Below are 18,930 nucleotides of genomic sequence, written 5' to 3'. Positions count from 1 at the left end.
GCATCCTGATTGGAGGGACTGTCAGCCAATCCTCAACCTCCCAGCTTTTCGCGAAGCGCGATCATGGTCAGCGCGGCGCGCGCGGCAGCACCGCCCTTGTCGAGCTCGCTGCGCTTGGCGCGCGTCCAGGCCTGCTCGTCGTTTTCGGTGGTCAGAATGCCGTTGCCGATCGCCAGCGACTCATCAACCGACAGTTCCATCAGGGCGCGGCAGGATTCGTTGGCAACGATGTCAAAGTGATAGGTCTCGCCGCGGATCACAGTGCCCAGCGCGACATAACCGTCGTAATCCGTGCCGCCATGCTCGGCGCCATCGAGGGCGAAGGTGATTGCGGCAGGAATTTCCAGCGCGCCCGGCACCGTCACCACGTCGAAAGTCGCACCCTCCGCTGCAAGGGCAGCTTTCGCGCCATCGAGCAGGGCGTCGGCGAGATCGTCGTAGAAACGCGCTTCTACAATCAGCAGATGGGGCTTGTTGCTGTCGGCCATATTCAGTCTCCGGAAGAGGCGCTGACTTAGGCCGAACGCGCGAAGAGCGCAAGAAAGGATTGGTGTGCCAGAGGCGACGAAGTGTCAGCGAAGCACCCGAAGCGAGAGCTGGAGGCCCCTACAGCCCCTGCTCGCGCGCTTCAACCAGACGGGCCGCGTAGCGGGCCATCGTGTCCACTTCGAGGTTGACCCGGTCGCCCACCTTGCGTTCGCCCCAGGTGGTGACGGTGAGCGAATGGTGGATCAGAAGAACATCGAAGCGCTGTCCATCAACCTTGTTGACAGTGAGCGAGGTGCCGTCGAGCGCGATCGATCCCTTGGGCGCGATGAACCTGGCGAAGTCGGCCGGCGCTTCGAGCGTGAAGCGCACGGCTTCGCCTTCATCCGTGCGCTCGACGATCGTCGCCATGCCATCCACATGACCGGACACGATGTGGCCGCCGAGTTCGTCGCCCATCTTGAGCGCGCGTTCGAGGTTGAGTGCCGTGCCTTCGCTCCACTCGCCGGCCGAGGTCAGACGCAGGGCTTCTTCCCAGGCTTCGACGTCGAACCAGCGCGCATTGGATTGGCTTTCCGGCAGTTCCACCACGGTCAAACACACGCCCGAGCAGCTGATCGACGCGCCGATCTCGATCGTCGCGGGATCATAGGCCGTTTCGATGCGCAGGCGCTTGCCGCCTTCGCGCGCCGAAATTTTGCCGACGCGGCCGATATCGGTGACAATGCCGGTAAACATCAGTGAGCCCTCACCCATTCCTGGCCGATATCCGCACCGAAGCGGCTTTCGCGCAAAAGGCGAAAGCGCGCCGGTACGGTTGCCGGCGTGATCGGCGCACGCACGCCGCCAGTGCCGATCTCCTTCGTGCTGGAAAACAGCACGAGACGATCAACGAGATCTTCCGCTAGAAATTGCGCGGCGGCATCAGCGCCGCCTTCCACCATCAGCGTGCCGATGCCACGCGCGCCGAGATCTTCCATCAGTTCGGGCAAAGCGACGCGGCCTTCATGCGCTTCGGTCGCCAGAAACGTCACGCCACGGGATTCGAGTTCTGCACGCCTCTCCGCTCCGACAGTCTCGGGAAGGGCCGCCACCATCGTGGGCACAAGACGGGCGGTGACCGCAAGCTTGGCACTTGCCGGCAACCGGGCATTGCGGTCGAGCACGATGCGGATGGGCGAACGACTGTCGAGACCGGGCAAACGGCAGGTCAGTTCGGGATCATCGGCCAGCGCGGTTCTGATGCCGATCAGGATGGCATCGGATTCCGCACGCATCAGATGAACCTGCCGCCGCACGGCCTCGCCCGTCACGGCCACCCTGCCCTCGTCGGTCAGTCCGATCATGCCATCGGCGGAAACCGCAAGTTTCAGAGTCACTTCCGGGCGGCGCTTCACGGATCGAATCAAATAGCCGTTCAGCTGATCGCCGGCGTTTTCAGCCAGAACACCTTCCAGAACGGCGATACCGGCGGCTCGCAAGATTGCATAGCCACGCCCCGCAACGCGCGGGTCTGGGTCGGATGCCGCACCGACCACGCGCGAAACACCGGCGGTTACCAGAGCTTCGGCGCAAGGCGGCGTGCGGCCATGATGGGCACAGGGTTCGAGCGTGACATAGGCGGTTGCGCCCCTGGCCCGCTCGCCGGCTTCAGCCAGCGCCTGCGTTTCGGCATGAGGGCGACCGCCGATTGCGGTGACGCCACGGCCGACGATCACGCCATCGGCAACGATCAGGGTCGCAACGGAAGGGTTGGTGCCGGTCAAGCCGAAATGGCGGCGTGACAGCCGAATGGCCGTCGCCATGAAGCGGCGATCGTCGAGGCTGGGCTCGGTGTCAGCCATCGTGTGGGTCGACCGCATGATCGGCCTCGTCTTCCACCGTCAGCTCGTCCAGAACGCCGTGGAAGTCGCGAGCTTCGCGGAAGTTGCGATACACGGAAGCGAACCGGACATAGGCGACATCATCCAGCGCCTTCAGCGCTTCCATCACCAGGCGGCCGATTTCGCCGGCCACGATTTCCGTTTCGCCCGAGCTTTCCAGCTGCCTGACGATGCCGGTCACGGCGCGCTCGATGCGGTCGGGATCGACATTGCGCTTGCGCAGCGCGATGTCGAAGGACCGCATCAGCTTGTCGCGATCGAACGGCACCTTGCGGCCGGACTTCTTGACCACAACGAGATCGCGCAGCTGCACGCGCTCGAAGGTCGTGAAGCGGCCGCCGCAAACCGGGCAGATCCGGCGGCGTCGGATCGCGGCGCCATCTTCGGCAGGCCGCGAATCCTTAACCTGGGTGTCTTCGGACTGGCAGTAAGGGCAGCGCATCGGTATTCCGGTCTAGAAGGGATGCCCCCTCTTACCCCAGATAGGGATAAAGCGGGAAGCGATCCGTCAACGAAACCACCTTGCGCTTCACAGCCTCTTCCACCGACTGGTTGCCTTCGTCGGAATTGGCAGCCTTCAGACCGTCCAGAACCTCGGTGATGAGCTGGCCGATCTCGCGGAACTCCGCTTCGCCGAAACCGCGCGTGGTGCCGGCTGGCGTGCCGAGACGCACGCCCGACGTGACAAACGGCTTTTCAGGATCGAACGGGATGCCGTTCTTGTTGCAGGTGATGTTGGCGCGGCCCAAAGCGGCCTCCGCGCGCTTGCCGGTGGCGTTCTTCGGACGCAGATCCACCAGCATGGAGTGGTTGTCGGTGCCGCCCGACACGATGTCCAGGCCGGTATCCTTCAGGCTGCCGGCCAAGGCCTTGGCGTTGGCAACGATGTTGGCGGCATAGGTCTTGAACTCGGGCTGCAGCGCTTCGCCGAAGGCGACGGCCTTTGCAGCGATCACATGCATCAGCGGTCCACCCTGCAGGCCGGGGAACACGGCCGAGTTCATCTTCTTGGCCATTTCCTCGTCATTGGTGAGGATCATGCCGCCGCGCGGGCCACGCAGCGACTTGTGGGTCGTGGTCGTGACGACATGGGCATGCGGGATCGGCGACGGATGCACGCCACCGGCAACGAGACCGGCGATATGGGCCATATCGACCATCAGATAGGCGCCAACCGCATCGGCGATCTCGCGGAAGCGCTTCCAGTCCCAGATGCGGGAATAAGCCGTGCCGCCGGCCAGGATCAGCTTCGGCTTGGTTTCATGCGCCTTCTGCTCGACCACATCCATGTCGATGAGGTGATCGTCTTCGCGCACGCCGTAAGACACGACATTGAACCACTTGCCGGACATGTTGACCGGCGAACCGTGGGTCAGGTGGCCGCCTGAATTCAGGTCGAGACCCATGAAGGTGTCGCCGGGCTGCAGGAGCGCCAGAAACACGGCCTGGTTCATCTGGCTGCCGGAGTTCGGCTGAACGTTGGCGAAGTTGCAGTCGAACAGCTTCTTGGCGCGCTCGATCGCCAGCGTTTCGGCGACATCCACGAACTGGCAGCCGCCGTAGTAGCGCTTGCCCGGATAGCCTTCGGCATACTTGTTGGTCATGATCGAGCCCTGCGCTTCCAGCACGGCGCGCGACACGATGTTTTCCGACGCGATCAGTTCGATCTCATGGCGCTGACGGCCGAGCTCGTCGCGGATCGAACCGAAGATTTCCGGATCCCGCTCTTCAAGCGGCGTGGTGAAGAAGCCATTGGTCGAAGAAGCCATCGCAGGATCCTTTACGAAGCGAAAGGGAAGGTCACGGGCGCACTATCACACTTGAAGCGCCCTCGCCACGAGCCGGAACCGCATTTTTCTGCTGTGTTTCCGACACGGCTGATGAAACGAAAAAGGCCGCCTCGAGGGCGGCCTTCGTGTTGATCATGCCTGAAGCGATCAGATCGCCTGCGACATCTGCAGTTCCTGATTGCCGTCCAGCGCGTAAACGTCGTCGCGGAAATGCACGACGCCATCGCCCGTCGACCAGGCCGACACATAGGTGAAGTGCACCGGCACAGGGTTGGTCAGCTGAACCGGCGTGTTTTCGCCGCTGCGGATCGTGTCCTCGAAACGCTGGCGGCTCCAGCCGGGCGTGTCGCGCAGCAGCCACGTAACGAGATCGCGCACGTTCTGGACGCGCACGCAGCCCGATGAATCGAAGCGCATCAGATTGTTGAACAGGCTCTGCTGCGGTGTGTCGTGCATGTAGGTCTGGTGATCGTTCGGGAAGTTGATCTTCACCGAAGCCATTGCGTTGATCTTGCCCGGATCTTGGCGGAAATGCAGCTTGGCGGCATCTTCCGTCGACCAGTCGATCGACATCGGATCCACCGGCTCACCACCCCAGGTGAAGATGCGGATGTTGTTGTCGCGCAGATAGTTCGGGTTCTTGCGCATCAGCGGAATGATATCCTTGCGGATGATCGATTCCGGCGCATTCCAGTAAGGATTGACGATGACTTCGTTGATCGCGGAATCGATCAACGGCGTTTGGCGGTCGATCTTGCCGACAACGGCCGTGTGACGCGACACGACGCGGCCATTCTCCACAGCTTCGATCTGCGCCGCCGGAATGTTGACCATCACATAGCGCTGATCCTGATAGTTGCCCAGGTTCTGGTTCAGGCGGTTCAGGTTCGTCTGCAACTGGCCGAGGCGGATCTGCGGCGACACGTTCATCGCGGCATAGGTGTATTTGCCCGTTACGCCATCGGCCGGCAGACCGTGGCGACGCTGGAAGCGCTTGAGCGCTGCGTCGGTGTAGGTGTCGAAGGACTGCGACAGGCCGGCGCGCTGCGAAAGATCGCCCGAGATCATCAAACGGCGGCGCATGGCCTCGACGTCCGGATGAACGACGCCGAGCTGCAGCTTGTTGCCGGACGGAACCTGGTTCCAGCCGCCCTGCGCCACGATGTTCTGGTAGGTGTTGATCGCCTGCTGCGTGTACATCAGCGTTTCGTGGCTATAGATCGGCACATCAGATTGAACCGCCTCGCCGCCAGCCGCACGCGAATCGAACTGGTCGTCCCAGCCGCCGCGGCGGTTGGACTGAAACACGTCGTCCAAGATGTTCTGCGCGAATGCAGGTGCGGCGAGAGCCGTTCCGGCCAAGGCACCGGCTGCGGTCAGAAAATGGCGGCGATTTGTGTTCATCATCTATCCACGTTATCTGCAGTCACTTGGGTCTACGGTCTTGGGTCTGCGGTCACTTGGGACACGTCCGAACTCGGCATCGATCCGCCACGATAGAAAAACAGGCTTAACAAGTTCTTTTATCGGCGGACTGGCCTTGCGTGCCCTAGGATCCGCGATCAACGACTTCAACGCAGTGTCGATCGGGTCGTTCCAGGCACCCGCGCCCGTTCCATAACAATGGCCGTGTCACCCGAATATGGCGGCAGCGTGGCCTGCCGCGCCGCTTGGCGCATCAAGGGTCGCGATCATGCAAAGCGTGATCGTCGCTGTTGCAGTTTGAGCGCAGTTTCAAACGCAGGAACGGCGCCTGGCCATACAGCCGAGGCGCCGTTTCATGAGGATCACCCTCGGAAGCGTCTGTTGATTACATCCGGTAGGCGATCGTGTCGTTCCAGAAGCGGTCGAGGCGCTGCAGCGACTTGTTCATCTGGTGGAATTCGTCGTGGTTGATGCCGCCGACGGCTTCGATCGAACCGATGTGGCGCTCGTAGAGGCCGGCCACGATCTTCTCGATTTCCTGGCCCTTCGGCGTCAGGCTCACCCGCACCGAGCGGCGGTCGATGCGCGAACGCTGGTGGTTGATGAAGCCGAGATCGACGAGCTTCTTCAGATTATAGGACACGTTGGAGCCGAGATAATAACCGCGCGAGCGCAGCTCGCCGGCGGTCAGTTCGGCATTGCCGATGTTGAACAGGAGCAGGGCCTGGATCGCGTTGATGTCGCTGCGGTTGTTGCGGTCGAACTCGTCCTTGATCACATCGAGCAACCGGCGATGAAGGCGCTCCACGAGCTGAAGGGCTTCCATGTAAAGCGTGCGGATTGCTTCGCGGCTGTCGTCTTGTGCCGGTGCGGGCTTGGTGGCCTGTCGCGTGTTCATCGGTTGTGCCTCTCGTGTTGACGCCCGGTGATTGTTTTTTTGATCTCACCTTGGGCATGACCATAACCGTCGCACCTAAAATTCGACTTAAACGCCAAGCTTAACCAGCGGTATCCAAGCCTCCATTTCAAAGAGGCTTAACAACGACTTACGTGATCCTTTTCCTTTGGAGATAAATAACCAAGCGCAGGGTCAGATAAAGCGCGGCAACGATGCAATGCGTGGCCACCGCGCCGATGCGAAAGCCGTAGATCTGCGGGAAGCCGACATACATCACGATTTCCGTGATCGCGCAGATCAGCCACAGAACCGGCCCCCAGGATGCCAGCATCCAAAGGCCGATGGCGGCAAACGGAAAGAATACGGCGAGCAGCACGCTGGCCGCCTGCCAGGTGATCGGCATCGTGTCGAAGCGCCAGGTCAGGCCGTCGTTCAAGCCGATCAAACGGATCCAGTAGAGGATGCCGAACAGAAGGCAGTACACCGCCACCAGCCGGTGCAGCCAGGCAAGCGCGCCTTCGGCCATGGTCGGCGCGGCAACCGCGATCCTGGCTTGGCTGGACATCACAGGCGCAGTTCTCCGTCATCCAATGGTTTGAAATAGGCGTCGACATCGGCATCCGACACCGCGTCGATCTCGGACGGCTTCCATTCCGGCGTCGATCCCTTGTCGATCAGCGCCGCGCGAATGCCTTCATAGAAGTCATGGCCTTGGAGCATGCGGTTGAGAATGCGATATTCCATCTGCATGCATTCGGGCATCGACAGCATGTCCCCGTCGCGGATCTGGCGGAAGGTGACATGCAGGCTCGTGGGCGAGCGCTTGGCGATCGTATCGAGCGCCTTTTGCGCGAACTGGTCGCGCGCCGCAGCGCGTTCCAGACCGGCGATCAGTTCCTTGAAGCCGTCGACCGAGAAGAGCTTGGCGATCGTATGCAGCGCGCCATCGTCGATCTCGGGTGCCGGCGCTTCCGTGGTGAACTTGGCGAGTGCTGCGCGCGGATTGCCGGAAGATGCCAGTTCCTCGACGAGCAGCGGGAAACTCGCCGATGGCACGAAATGCGTGCCCATGCCGGACGTCATGATGTCGCCGGCGCGAATGCGATCACCGGTCAGAGCGAGATACCGGCCGAACGAGCCCGGCAGCTTCGGCAGAAGATGGCTGCCGCCGACATCGGGAAAGAAGCCGATGCCGACTTCGGGCATGGCAAACAGCGCGTTTTCGCTGATCACGCGATGCGAGCCATGGAAGGAGATGCCGACACCGCCGCCCATGACGATGCCGTCGATCAGCGAGATATACGGCTTGGGATAGGATTCGATCTGGATGTTCAGGCGATACTCGTCGGCAAAGAAGGCAACGGGATGCTCCCCCGCCTTTCCGCGCCGATACACGTCGAGAATGTCGCCGCCGGCGCAAAAGGCCCTGCCCTCCGCCTTCACCACGACAACGGCCACGTCGCTTTCATCGGCCCATGCGGTGAGGGCCGCCGCCAGCGCCTTGACCATCGTGTGGGTCAGCGCGTTCAGCGCCTTCGGCCGCGTGAGCGTGACCACGCCGGCCCGTCCGACGCGCTCGAAGGCGATCTCGTCACCGCCGCCAAAATCTACCTTCATGACCACCTCTCCCAAGCCAACCGCCAAAAAAGCCATGCCGTGCAGGCAGGCTTCGGGCTTACGGTTCGTCCTGCTTGGCGTCAATGCCGCAGGTTTGCTGCGTGGTGCGTGCAAAGCCCTTGTGCTATGGGCTGGCGCAAGAAAGGGCCTCTGCCATGGACAGGATAACCCGCACGCCGACACGGATCGGCCGAAGCGTTGACGAAATCACCGGAAGCCGCCGCCTGCGCCGAACGCGCAAGACAGACTGGTCGCGCCGGCTGGTTCAGGAAAACCGGCTGACGGTCGATGACCTGATCTGGCCGATCTTCCTTGTTGATGGCGAGAACAAGCGCGAGCCCCTGCCCGCAATGCCCGGCGTGTTTCGTTTGTCGGTGGATATGGCGGCACAGGAAGCCAAGCGCGCCGCCTCGCTCGGCATTCCCGCGATTGCGACCTTCCCTTACATCGACCATGCCTTGAAGGATCAAACCGGGTCGCATGCCTGCCATGCCGACAACCTGATCAATCGCGCCACCCGCGCGATCAAGGACGCCGCACCCGACATCGGCATCATCACCGACGCCGCGCTCGATCCCTTCACCGATCACGGCCATGACGGCATTCTGCGCGATGGCATCATCGTCAATGATGAAACCGTGGATCAGGTCGTTGCAGCAGCACTCGAGCAGGCTCGCGCGGGTTCGGACATCATCGCGCCCTCCGACATGATGGACGGCCGCATCGGCGCGATCCGTGATGCACTGGACGCCGATGGCTTCCAGGATGTCGCGATCATGTCGTACGCCACCAAGTTCTCGTCGGCCTTTTATGGTCCTTACCGCGAAGCCATCGGCACAAGCGGGCTCCTGAAGGGCGACAAGAAGACCTATTATCTCGATCCCGCCAATTCGAATGAAGCCATGCGCGAAGCCGAGCAGGATCTCGCCGAAGGCGCTGATATGCTGATGGTCAAGCCTGGCATGCCCTATCTCGACATCATTCACCGGCTGAAGGAAACCTTCGCCGTGCCGACCTTCGCCTATCAGGTGTCGGGCGAATTCACGATGATCAAGGCTGCTGCCGCCAATGGCTGGATCGACGGCGAACGCGCCATGCTGGAAAGCCTTCTGGCTTTCAAGCGCGCGGGTTGCGACGGCATCCTTACCTACTTCGCCCCTGATGTGGCGGAACTCCTCGCATCATGATCGCAGCCCAGCCGGGTCGCGCCCTTTGCGTTGCCGCCGCGCTGTGCGGTGCAGCGGGCGTCGCCTTTTCGGCGGTCGCAACCCATAGCGGCGGTGGAACCATCGCCACCGGCGCGTCCTTTCTTCTGATGCATGCACCCGCGCTTCTGGCCGTTGGGCTGCTCGGTGCTTCGAAGGCGCTGCGTCTGGCAGCCTGGCTCTTGTTTGTCGGCGTCGCCTTGTTCGCGGCCGACCTCATCATCAGACATTACGGGGCCGAGCGCCTGTTCCCCATGGCGGCGCCCGCCGGCGGCGTGATGATGATCCTCGGCTGGATCGCGATCGGCGTCGCCAGCCTGCTTCCCCGGCGCGGCTGACATCGACGCTTCTACGTCCCGAGGGTTCTTTCTTGAATCCGGCGCAAAAATCGCCATCTCAAGGGCAAGAAACCACTGGAAGGACCGCGATGTCGACTCAGCACACTGCCACGATGAATCAGACCGGCGCGCTTGATCGCAGCCTTGATGATGTCAGGCTGTATGATGGTGTTCGCCGGCGTCGCATTCTCGCGTTCTGCATCGACTACGCCATCGTTCTTCTGCTGCTCATTCCAGTCAGCGTGATTGTCGGCTTCCTCGGCATCATCACCCTTGGCCTTGGCTGGATGCTGTTTGGCATGCTGACCCCGATGATCGCCCTCATCTATGTGTTCGCGACCATGGGCTCGTCGCGTCAGGCCACGCTTGGCATGCGCGCCATGTCGATCCGGCTCGAGCGGCTCGATGGTGGCCGCGTGGACGGCGTTCTCGCGGTGGTTCACTCCGTGCTATTTTGGGCTGGCAATGTCATTCTTACGCCGTTGATCCTGCTTGCTTCGCTGTTTCTCGACCGCAAGCGCACCGCCCACGATCTGCTGCTCGGCACAGCCGTGGTTCGTTCGGATCGCTGAGCGGCGGTCCCGCTTGAACAGCGGATCAATCTTTGTGAGTTGACCTTTCGCGTGAGGGGTTCAACCTACGCGTAAAAGAGTGAGCCGCTTTCAGGCATTCATGACGCATCACCAGCCACCTTCGCCGCAGTTCTTTCTGACGGCACCCACCGCCTGCCCTTATCTGGAAGGGCAATATGAGCGGAAGGTTTTCACGCATTTGATCGGCAATCGGGCGACGGATCTCAACGATCTCCTGACGCAGGGTGGCTTTCGCCGCTCGCAGAACATCGCCTACCGTCCGGCCTGCGAGACCTGCCGCGCCTGCGTTTCCACCCGTGTTCTCGTCAACGCATTCGAGCCCACCCGCAACATGAAGCGGGTGTTGGGGCGCAACGATGATCTGGTCGGCGACATGCGAAACGCTGCGCCCAGCACGGAGCAATATTCCCTTTTCCGCCGCTATCTCGAAGCCCGCCACAAGCGCGGCGGCATGCTGGACATGAGCGTGCTCGATTACGCCATGATGGTGGAAGACAGCCATGTCGAAACCAAGGTCATCGAATATCGCCGGCGCGGTCCCGACACCTTCATCACCGGCAAGGGTGTGGGCGATCTCGTGGCCGTGGCGCTCAGCGATCGCATGGGCGACGGCCTGTCGATGGTTTATTCCTTTTTCGATCCCGACCTCGACGAGCGCTCGCTCGGCACCTTCATGATTCTCGACCACATCGCGCGCGCCCGCTCGATGGGCCTGCCGCATGTGTATCTGGGCTATTGGGTCAACGGCTCGCCCAAGATGGCCTACAAGGTGCGCTTCCAGCCGCAGGAACATCTTGGACCAAGAGGTTGGGCGCGCTTCAACCCAGATGAGGTTCGACAAGGCGCGTGAACTGGATCTAACTCCCTTCCAGATCCGGGGAGATTCGCTTGTTCCAATCGCTTTCGCCGCATGCGCGCGGTTTGCTTCTGGCTGCCCTTGGCGGCCTCGTGCTCACGGTCGACATTCCCCTGGTCAAGCTCGGCCAAGCCAACAGCTGGAGCGCGCTTCTGATCCGCACCAGCACGACGCTGGTTGCCACTTTGGTGATCTGGTCGATCCTGCGTGGCCTGCGCGTAAAACTCCCGCCGCTGATCCCCGGCCGCATCGGCCTTCTGGTTGCCGGCCTTTATTCGCTGTCGTCGATGACCTTCCTGCTCGCCGTGTTCCACACGACCACGGCCGACCTCGTTTTCATTCTCGCCTTCAACACCGCCTTCGCCGCCGTTCTCTCATGGATCTTCCTGAGAGAACGGCCGAAGCCGGCAACGCTCGGCGCGATCACGCTCATGATCGTCGGCGTGCTGATCATCGTTCACGCCGGCATCGGCACCGGCAATCTTCTGGGCAATGCGCTGGCGATGTGCTCGGCCTTTCTGATCGCCACCGCCATCACGATCAGCCGCTGGAGCGGGCGCGATATGGGCTTCGCGTCGCTGATGGCCGTGATCCCCGCTTTGTGCGTGGCGATCGTCATGGTGTCGCGCGTCGGCTTCGAAGCGCAGGCGCCGCAGTGGATCATGCTCGACGGCTTGCTCGTCATGCCCATCGCCTTCTTCTGCCTCGCCAACGCGCCGAAATACCTGTCCGGCCCGGAGGTCGCGATGTTCTATCTGTTGGAGACAGTGCTCGCGCCGATCTGGGTGTGGCTGATCTTCACCGAGGTGCCGACCACCGCCAGCCTGATCGGCGGCGCGATCCTCATCGTCACGCTGATCGCCCATTCCGCTTGGCAGATCGCGCAAGGCCGCCGACGCCGTGCAGCCCTGACGATCCGCCATCCGACTTGAGCCATCTGACTTGAGGCACGCGGGCAGGAACCTACCTTCCCAACCATGCAGCCCCTCATCCCGAACCGCCTGGCGCGCCGCCTCCTGATCCACCACCAGGCGCTGTCCGATCCGCCGCACCGCGCCCAAACCCTGCCTGAACTGCAGGCCGTGATCGAGCGGCTCGGCTATGTCCAGGTCGATAGCATCGCCATCGTCGAGCGCGCGCATCACCAGATCCTGTTTGCCCGCAACAAGACCTACAAGCAGAAGCAGCTGCATCAGCTGATCGAGCGCGAAAGAACACTGTTCGAGCATTGGACGCATGACGCGTCGGTGATCCCGGTGTCCTTCTTCCCCTACTGGAAGCACCGTTTCATTCGCGAACAGGAGCGGCTCGACCAGCGCCGCGCGGCGCAGTTCGGCTCGGCCTTCAACGAAACCGTCAATGCCGTTCTCAAGCGCATCCGCGATCACGGCCCGGTCATGGCGCGTGATTTCGAAGCGCGCGACAAGCCCTCCACCGGCTGGTGGGACTGGCATCCGTCGAAAGCCGCGCTTGAATATCTTTGGCGCACCGGCGCGCTTCAGATCACGCGCCGCGAAGGTTTCCAGAAAGTCTACGACCTCACCGAACGCGTCATCCCCGCCGCCTATCGCGCGCAGACTGTCGATCACGACGCCTTCGTGGACTGGGCCTGCACCGCCGCCCTCGCCCGGCTGGGCTTTGGCACGCGCGGGCAGATCGCAGCCTTCTTCCAGCTGTTGAAGCCCGCCGAGGTGGAAGAATGGGTGGCCGCCAATCGCGCGCGGCTGGAAGAGGTTCGTATCGAAAGCGCCGACGGCTCCAAGCCGCGCACCGCCTACGCCTTTCCCGCCACACTGGCCGAACTCGACACCGTGCCCGAACCGCCGACTCGGGTGCGGATCTTGAGCCCGTTCGATCCGCTCCTGCGCGATCGCGGGCGCGCCGAGCGCATCTTCGACTTTCATTACCGCATCGAAGTCTTCGTACCGGAAGCGCAGCGCAAATATGGCTACTACGTTTTTCCGGTTCTGCGCGGCGACACGATCGTCGGGCGCATCGACATGAAGGCCGATCGCCCCAACGACCTGATGAGCGTGCGCCGCTTCTGGCCCGAAAAAGGCGTCCGCATCTCGAAGGCGCTGACGGTTGCGCTCGAAGCCGAGATCGAGCGCCTGCGCCGTTTCACCGGCGTCAGCCGCACCGACTACGCCCGAGACTGGCTGGCCCCAGACTGGCTCGCGCCTAGTTGAACTGCCCCGTGCGCGGGAAACCCTTCGGCGCGATCCGGCCAGCCGTTGCCCGTTCGGCCGTCCACTCCGCCAGCTCGGCGGCACTGCGGTTGAAGGTGCGGTCGGCGGAATCCTGCCAGCTCAGGCCCTGTTCGGCCGTGAAGACCTTGATGTCGGACACACCGCCATCCTTGTAGCGCTGCAGCCGCACACCCTTGCCCCTGGCCATTTCCGGCACCTCGGCCAGCGGGAACACCAGCATCTTGCGGTTTTCGCCGACGATCGCGACCTGATCGCCGTTGGCGGGCACGCAGCGCTTGGCCTCGTCCGGCATCTTGACGTTCATGACCTGCTTGCCCTTGCGGGTGTTGGCGATCACCTCGTCTTCCGGCACGAGGAAGCCGTAGCCGCCATGCGAGGTCAGCAGCAAACGCCGGCCCGGCTGATGCGCAAAGGCGGTGACGATTGCCTGATCGTTGTCCATGTCCACGATGATGCGGATCGGCTCGCCATGGCCACGTCCGCCCGGCAAACGATCGGCTCCGATCGTGTAGAACTTGCCGCCGGTGGTGAAGACGAGGATCTTGTCCGTGGTCTGCGCATGGAAAGCGAGCTTCAAACTGTCGCCTTCCTTGAAGGTCAGCGCGCCGAAATCCGCCAGATGCCCCTTCAGCGCCCGCAGCCAGCCCTTTTCGGAAATCACCACCGTGACCGGTTCTTTCTCGATCATCGCCTGATGGATGTCGCCGAGATCGACCTCCGGCGCGTCCGCAAAGGTCGTGCGGCGCTTGCCGATATCCGTGTCCGGTCCGTAGTTGCGCCGGATCACCGACACTTCCCACTTGATCGTCTGCCACTGCTTTTCCGGCGAAGCGAGCAGCGCCTCGATCGAAGCCTTTTCGGCCGACAGCGCATCGAATTCCTTGCGGATCTCGAACTCTTCCAGCTTGCGCAACTGGCGCAAGCGTAGGTTCAGGATCGCTTCGGCCTGCACATCGGTCAGGTCCCAACGCGCGATCATCACCTTCTTGGGCTCATCTTCCTCGCGGATGATGCGGATCACCTCATCGATGTTGAGGAAGGCGATGAGATAACCGGCGAGGATCTCCAGCCGGCGCTCGATCTCGGCCAGACGATGGCGCGAACGGCGGATCAGAACATCCTTGCGGTGTTCCAGCCATTCCTTCAGCACGCCCTTGAGCGAGAGCACGTTCGGCACCTTGCCGCGCGACAACACGTTCATGTTGAGCGGAAAGCGCGTTTCGAGCTCGGTCAGCTTGAACAGCGATTCCATCAAGAGGCCCGGGTCCACCGCGCGGCTTTTCGGCACGAGAACCACGCGGATGTCTTCCGCGCTTTCGTCGCGAATGTCTTCCAGCAGCGGCAAACGGCGCGCGATCAGGAGGTCGGCGATCTTCTCGATCAGCCGCGACTTCTGCACGCCGTAAGGGATCTCGGTCACCACCACCGTCCAGGTGCCGCGTCCCAGATCTTCCTTTTCCCAGCGCGCGCGCAGGCGAAAACCGCCACGGCCCGTTTCATAGGCTTCATGGATCGATGCGCGGTTGTCGACCACGATGCCGCCGGTGGGGAAATCCGGTCCCTGCACCCATTGCAGCAGCGTTTCGGTGGACGCGTCGGGATTGTCGATCAGATGCAGCGCCGCGTCGCACAGCTCGGCCGCATTATGCGGCGGGATCGACGTCGCCATGCCGACCGCAATACCGGAAGAGCCGTTGGCCAGAAGGTTCGGAAACGCGCCCGGCAGGACCACCGGTTCTTCGTCTTCCTCGTTATAGGTCAGGCGGTAATCAACGGCGTCTTCGGTGATGCCTTCGAGCAGCGCCGTCGCCACGTCGGTCATGCGCGCTTCGGTGTAGCGCATGGCGGCGGCGCTATCGCCATCGATATTGCCGAAGTTGCCCTGGCCGTCGACTAGCGGATAGCGAACGGAGAAATCCTGCGCCAGGCGGACCAGCGCGTCATAGATCGACGCGTCGCCATGGGGATGGAACTTGCCCATCACCTCACCGACAATACGGGCGCATTTGGCGAAGCCCTGATCGGGGTTGAGCCGCAACAGCCGCATGGAATGCATGATGCGGCGGTGCACCGGCTTCAAGCCGTCGCGCACATCCGGCAGCGCGCGATGCATGATGGTCGACAGCGCATAAGCGAGGTAGCGCTCTTCGAGCGCCCGCTTGAGGTCGACCGGTTCAATGGCGTTGCCGCCATTATCCGGCGGCGGAACAAGGCTCTTTCCCATGGCCTTGGCCTAACGAACGCAGTGATTCGCGGCAAGAACAAGATCAGAACATGCGCGTAAACCAGCCGTTCAGCCTGTGAGTTCTGTGGATAGAAGCTGGTTTGCTTTTCGTGCAGGCATTCAGCAAAGTAGCCGCAAGCGGCGGGAGGAGATGAAATCCGTCAGCATCCTCTGCTTGCGCCACCATTCGCCTTGCTCTCGCCGGGTTGATCTCGGAAAGAAGCACCCAACATTGACCGAACCATTGCTTTGGACAGGATCATCAACATGACCAAGCGTTTGCCTCTGGCTTCAACCCTGTGTTTCACCGCGCTCGCCCTTGTTCTGCCCATCACGGGTGCACAGGCCTTCGAGCTCGAGCAGTTCGGTACGCGCTTGAAGGCGCTTTCGGCGGAACAAGGAACCATCCTGGAATGGAACGAGCTGACCGGTGACGAATCGCAGGTCGTCGCCAAGGGCGTGAAGGGCACCGTGCCCGGCATGACCGAGCCGGTGCAGCTCGGCGACGTCACCTTCTCCGACATCGCGGAAGAAAGCGACCACTACCGGGTCGGCTCCATCACCATGTCCGATTATTCGATCATGCAGGAAGGCGCGACGATCGCTGCCAAGGGCATCGAGGTCACCGGCGCGCAGTTGCCGTTCGATGCAGTGGCTTCTTCCGGCATGACGCCCTACGACAGCGCCAAGGCCGACACGGCCACCGTGGATCTCGGCGGCAAGCGCGTTCTCACGATCGAAGACATCAACAGCTCGGCCAAGGAAACATCCACCGGCAGCGGCTCCTTCGACATCACGGTCGCGGCCAATCGCTTTAGCAGCGATCTGTTTCAGCTGGCGACCCCGGACCTGAAGCCGATGCTGTCGGATCTCGGCTATGAGACCGTCACCGGCAAGATCGACATGCAGGCGTCCTGGAACACCAAGAACGGCGATCTCGTCATCAAGAAGAACGACTTCGTGGTCGACGATGCCGGCACGCTCAGCGTCACCTTCGATATCGACGGCTACACGCCGGCCCTGATCCGCACGATCCGGGAAACCACGGAAAAGATGGCGGCAGCGCCCGAAGCCGATCAGTCGGCGCAGGGCATGGCCATGCTCGGTCTCATGCAGCAGGTGATCTTCAACCAGGCGACCATCCGCTTCGAGGATGACTCCCTGACCAACAAGATCATCGGCATCATCGCCAAGAACCACAAGACGACGCCGGAAGCGATGATCAACCAGGCCAAGGCGATCGTGCCCTTCGGTCTGGCGCAGCTCAACATGCCGGACTTCGCGCAGTCGGTCAGCAATGCCGTCAACAGCTTCCTGGATGATCCGAAGAGCATCCAGATCATGGCCAAGCCCGCTCAGCCCCTGCCCTTCGCCCAGCTGGCCGCAACCGGCATGATGGCACGCGGCCCGGATGCGCCGAAGGCGATCATCAACCAGCTCGGCATCAGCGTTTCCGCCAACGACTAAGTTGGGTTGAACCGTTCAAAGAAAAAGCCCGGCGCGAGCCGGGCTTTTTTGTATCTTCTGGAAAGAGATTGGAAGCGGCTGCAAGCAGCCGCTCGCCTCAGTCCTTCTTGGGCGTGGTGCGCAGTTCGAGCTCGCGCAGCTGCTGCGGCGTGGCTTCCGACGGCGCACCCATCAGCAGATCGTAGGCCTGCTGGTTCATCGGGAACATCGTGATCTCGCGCAGGTTCTTGGCACCGCACAACAGCATCACCACACGGTCGATACCGGCCGCCATGCCACCATGCGGCGGCGCGCCGTACTGGAAGGCGCGGTACAAACCGCCGAAGCGCTCTTCCACCGTGTCGCGCGACAGGCCGACCATCTCGAACGCCTTGACCATCGTTTCCGGCAGGTGGTTGCGGATACCACCGGACGCGATCTCGAAGCCGTTGCAGACCATGTCATACTGGTAAGCCTTGATCGACAGCGGATCCTGGTTTTCCAGCGCCTCGATGCCCCCCTGCGGCATGGAGAACGGGTTGTGCGCGAAGTCGATCTTCTTCTCGTCCTCGTTCCATTCGAAGAACGGGAAGTCGATGATCCAGCATAGCGCGAAGCGATCGCGATCGACGAGGTTCAGTTCTTCGCCGGCGCGCGTGCGTGCATCGCCTGCGAACTTGTAGAATTTCGCGGGGTTGCCGGCGACGAAGAAGGCCGCATCGCCGTCTTCCAGGCCGAGCTGCTGGCGAATGGCTTCCGTGCGCTCTTCGCCAATGTTCTTGGCGATCGGGCCGGCGCCTTCGATCTTGTCGCCTTCCTTGCGCCAGAAGATGTAGCCGAGGCCCGGCTGTCCTTCGCCTTGCGCCCAGGAATTCATGCGATCGCAGAAAGCGCGGCTGCCGCCGGTCTTGGCCGGGATCGCCCAGACTTCCGCCTTGGGATCGTTGGCGAGAATCCCTGCAAAGACCTTGAAGCCCGAACCCGCGAAATGCTCGGAGACGGCCTGCATCTCGATGGGGTTGCGCAGGTCCGGCTTGTCGGAACCGTATTTGCGGATCGCGTCGTCATACTTGATGCGCGGGAAGACGTCCGTGACCGGCTTGCCTTCGGCAAAGGTCTCGAACACGCCGCGCATCACCGGCTCCATGGTGGACAGGATGTCTTCCTGTTCCACGAAGCTCATTTCCAGGTCGAGCTGGTAGAATTCGCCCGGCAGTCGATCGGCGCGCGGGTCTTCGTCGCGGAAGCAGGGCGCGATCTGGAAATAACGGTCGAAGCCCGACACCATGATCAGCTGCTTGTACTGCTGCGGCGCCTGCGGCAGGGCGTAGAACGTGCCGGGATGAATGCGCGACGGTACGAGGAAGTCGCGCGCGCCTTCCGGGCTCGATGCCGTCAGGATCGGCGTCGAGAACTCGGTGAAGGCCGACTCGGTCATGCGCTTGCGCATTTCCGCGATGATGCGGGTGCGCTGCATGATGTTCTTGTGCAGCGTATCGCGGCGCAGATCGAGGAAGCGATACTTCAAGCGAATGTCTTCCGGATACTCCTGCTCGCCGAACACCGGCAGCGGCAGTTCCTTGGAAGCCGACAGCACTTCCATTTCCTTGGCGAAGATCTCGATCTCACCGGTCGGCAGGTTCGAGTTGGTGGTCTCGGCCGTACGCGCCTTCACCTCACCGTCGACTCGGATCACCCATTCGCCGCGAACCTTCTCGGCCGTCTTGAAGCAGGGCGAGTCCGGATCGGCGACGATCTGGGTCAGGCCATAATGATCGCGCAGATCGATAAAGAGCAGACCGCCATGATCGCGGACACGATGAACCCAGCCTGACAAACGAACGGTCTGGCCGACATCGGTTTTACGAAGTTGAGCGCAGGTGTGGCTGCGATAGCGATGCATGAGAGTTCCCGGGTGGTACGGATGCGCTGGAGGTCGCCCGCAAGTTGCAGGGACCG

18 protein-coding genes are annotated in these 18,930 nt (G+C 62.2%); 7 read left to right on the top strand and 11 right to left on the bottom strand.

Annotation, left to right across the window (positions count from 1 at the left end; translation table 11 throughout):
* Positions 1-32 precede the first annotated feature (32 nt).
* The 9 genes from ribH to JYU29_RS05240 form a co-directional block, all read right to left on the bottom strand.
* Entirely contained in the window at positions 33-488 is a 456-nt protein-coding gene (ribH, locus tag JYU29_RS05280; protein WP_431192824.1) for a 6,7-dimethyl-8-ribityllumazine synthase, read from the bottom strand.
* 118 nt (positions 489-606) lie between these two features.
* Positions 607-1,224: a riboflavin synthase gene (locus tag JYU29_RS05275; RefSeq protein WP_213984280.1), complete on the bottom strand. Its 618-nt coding sequence runs from the start codon at positions 1,222-1,224 to the stop codon at positions 607-609.
* The gene (gene ribD / locus JYU29_RS05270; protein WP_250157183.1) at positions 1,224-2,348 is read right to left on the bottom strand and encodes a bifunctional diaminohydroxyphosphoribosylaminopyrimidine deaminase/5-amino-6-(5-phosphoribosylamino)uracil reductase RibD; all 1,125 of its coding nucleotides are present in this window, start codon (positions 2,346-2,348) and stop codon (positions 1,224-1,226) included. The genes JYU29_RS05275 and ribD overlap by 1 nt, the downstream gene beginning before the upstream one ends.
* On the bottom strand, positions 2,323-2,811 hold the full coding sequence (nrdR, locus tag JYU29_RS05265; RefSeq protein ID WP_213983663.1) for a transcriptional regulator NrdR: 489 nt from the start codon (positions 2,809-2,811) through the stop codon (positions 2,323-2,325). The genes ribD and nrdR overlap by 26 nt, the downstream gene beginning before the upstream one ends.
* Positions 2,812-2,842: 31 nt before the next feature.
* Positions 2,843-4,138: a serine hydroxymethyltransferase gene (gene glyA / locus JYU29_RS05260; protein ID WP_213983662.1), complete on the bottom strand. Its 1,296-nt coding sequence runs from the start codon at positions 4,136-4,138 to the stop codon at positions 2,843-2,845.
* Between the two features lie 168 nt (positions 4,139-4,306).
* A complete protein-coding gene (locus tag JYU29_RS05255) occupies positions 4,307-5,563 on the bottom strand; it encodes a L,D-transpeptidase family protein (RefSeq protein WP_213984279.1) in 1,257 nt (418 codons plus the stop codon).
* Positions 5,564-5,969: 406 nt separating this feature from the next.
* Entirely contained in the window at positions 5,970-6,482 is a 513-nt protein-coding gene (gene ldtR, locus JYU29_RS05250) for a transcriptional regulator LdtR (protein WP_213983661.1), read from the bottom strand.
* 148 nt (positions 6,483-6,630) lie between these two features.
* Positions 6,631-7,050 (bottom strand): DUF6163 family protein, encoded by a 420-nt coding sequence (locus JYU29_RS05245; RefSeq protein WP_431192823.1) that lies wholly within the window; start codon positions 7,048-7,050, stop codon positions 6,631-6,633.
* Positions 7,047-8,099: an enoyl-CoA hydratase/isomerase family protein gene (locus JYU29_RS05240; RefSeq protein ID WP_213983659.1), complete on the bottom strand. Its 1,053-nt coding sequence runs from the start codon at positions 8,097-8,099 to the stop codon at positions 7,047-7,049. The genes JYU29_RS05245 and JYU29_RS05240 overlap by 4 nt, the downstream gene beginning before the upstream one ends.
* 155 nt (positions 8,100-8,254) lie before the next feature.
* Between JYU29_RS05240 and hemB the strand changes: the two genes are divergently transcribed.
* The 6 genes from hemB to JYU29_RS05210 all read left to right on the top strand — a co-directional run bounded on the left by hemB (position 8,255) and on the right by JYU29_RS05210 (position 13,280).
* Positions 8,255-9,286, top strand: coding sequence for a porphobilinogen synthase (gene hemB / locus JYU29_RS05235; protein ID WP_213983658.1), 1,032 nt, complete (start codon positions 8,255-8,257; stop codon positions 9,284-9,286).
* Positions 9,283-9,642: a DUF423 domain-containing protein gene (locus JYU29_RS05230; RefSeq protein WP_213983657.1), complete on the top strand. Its 360-nt coding sequence runs from the start codon at positions 9,283-9,285 to the stop codon at positions 9,640-9,642. The genes hemB and JYU29_RS05230 overlap by 4 nt, the downstream gene beginning before the upstream one ends.
* A gap of 89 nt (positions 9,643-9,731) precedes the next feature.
* Positions 9,732-10,214: an RDD family protein gene (locus JYU29_RS05225; protein WP_250157182.1), complete on the top strand. Its 483-nt coding sequence runs from the start codon at positions 9,732-9,734 to the stop codon at positions 10,212-10,214.
* Between the two features lie 100 nt (positions 10,215-10,314).
* The gene (locus JYU29_RS05220) at positions 10,315-11,085 is read left to right on the top strand and encodes an arginyltransferase (RefSeq protein ID WP_213984277.1); all 771 of its coding nucleotides are present in this window, start codon (positions 10,315-10,317) and stop codon (positions 11,083-11,085) included.
* Positions 11,086-11,123: 38 nt separating this feature from the next.
* Positions 11,124-12,023: a DMT family transporter gene (locus JYU29_RS05215; RefSeq protein WP_213983656.1), complete on the top strand. Its 900-nt coding sequence runs from the start codon at positions 11,124-11,126 to the stop codon at positions 12,021-12,023.
* Between the two features lie 45 nt (positions 12,024-12,068).
* Positions 12,069-13,280, top strand: coding sequence for a winged helix-turn-helix domain-containing protein (locus JYU29_RS05210; RefSeq protein WP_213983655.1), 1,212 nt, complete (start codon positions 12,069-12,071; stop codon positions 13,278-13,280).
* Here JYU29_RS05210 and parC read toward each other — a convergent pair.
* Positions 13,273-15,525 (bottom strand): DNA topoisomerase IV subunit A, encoded by a 2,253-nt coding sequence (parC, locus tag JYU29_RS05205; RefSeq protein WP_213983654.1) that lies wholly within the window; start codon positions 15,523-15,525, stop codon positions 13,273-13,275. The genes JYU29_RS05210 and parC overlap by 8 nt on opposite strands.
* Positions 15,526-15,792: 267 nt before the next feature.
* Between parC and JYU29_RS05200 the strand changes: the two genes are divergently transcribed.
* Entirely contained in the window at positions 15,793-16,992 is a 1,200-nt protein-coding gene (locus tag JYU29_RS05200) for a hypothetical protein (protein ID WP_213983653.1), read from the top strand.
* Positions 16,993-17,089: 97 nt separating this feature from the next.
* Here JYU29_RS05200 and aspS read toward each other — a convergent pair whose 3' ends face one another.
* Positions 17,090-18,874 (bottom strand): aspartate--tRNA ligase, encoded by a 1,785-nt coding sequence (gene aspS / locus JYU29_RS05195; protein ID WP_213983652.1) that lies wholly within the window; start codon positions 18,872-18,874, stop codon positions 17,090-17,092.
* Between the last annotated feature and the right edge of the window lie 56 nt (positions 18,875-18,930).

The sequence above is a fragment of the Tianweitania aestuarii genome, from assembly GCF_018457165.1.
GTDB lineage: Bacteria > Pseudomonadota > Alphaproteobacteria > Rhizobiales > Rhizobiaceae > Tianweitania > Tianweitania aestuarii.
Note: the sequence above shows the minus strand (reverse complement) of the source record. Positions and strands in the feature narration are given on the sequence as shown.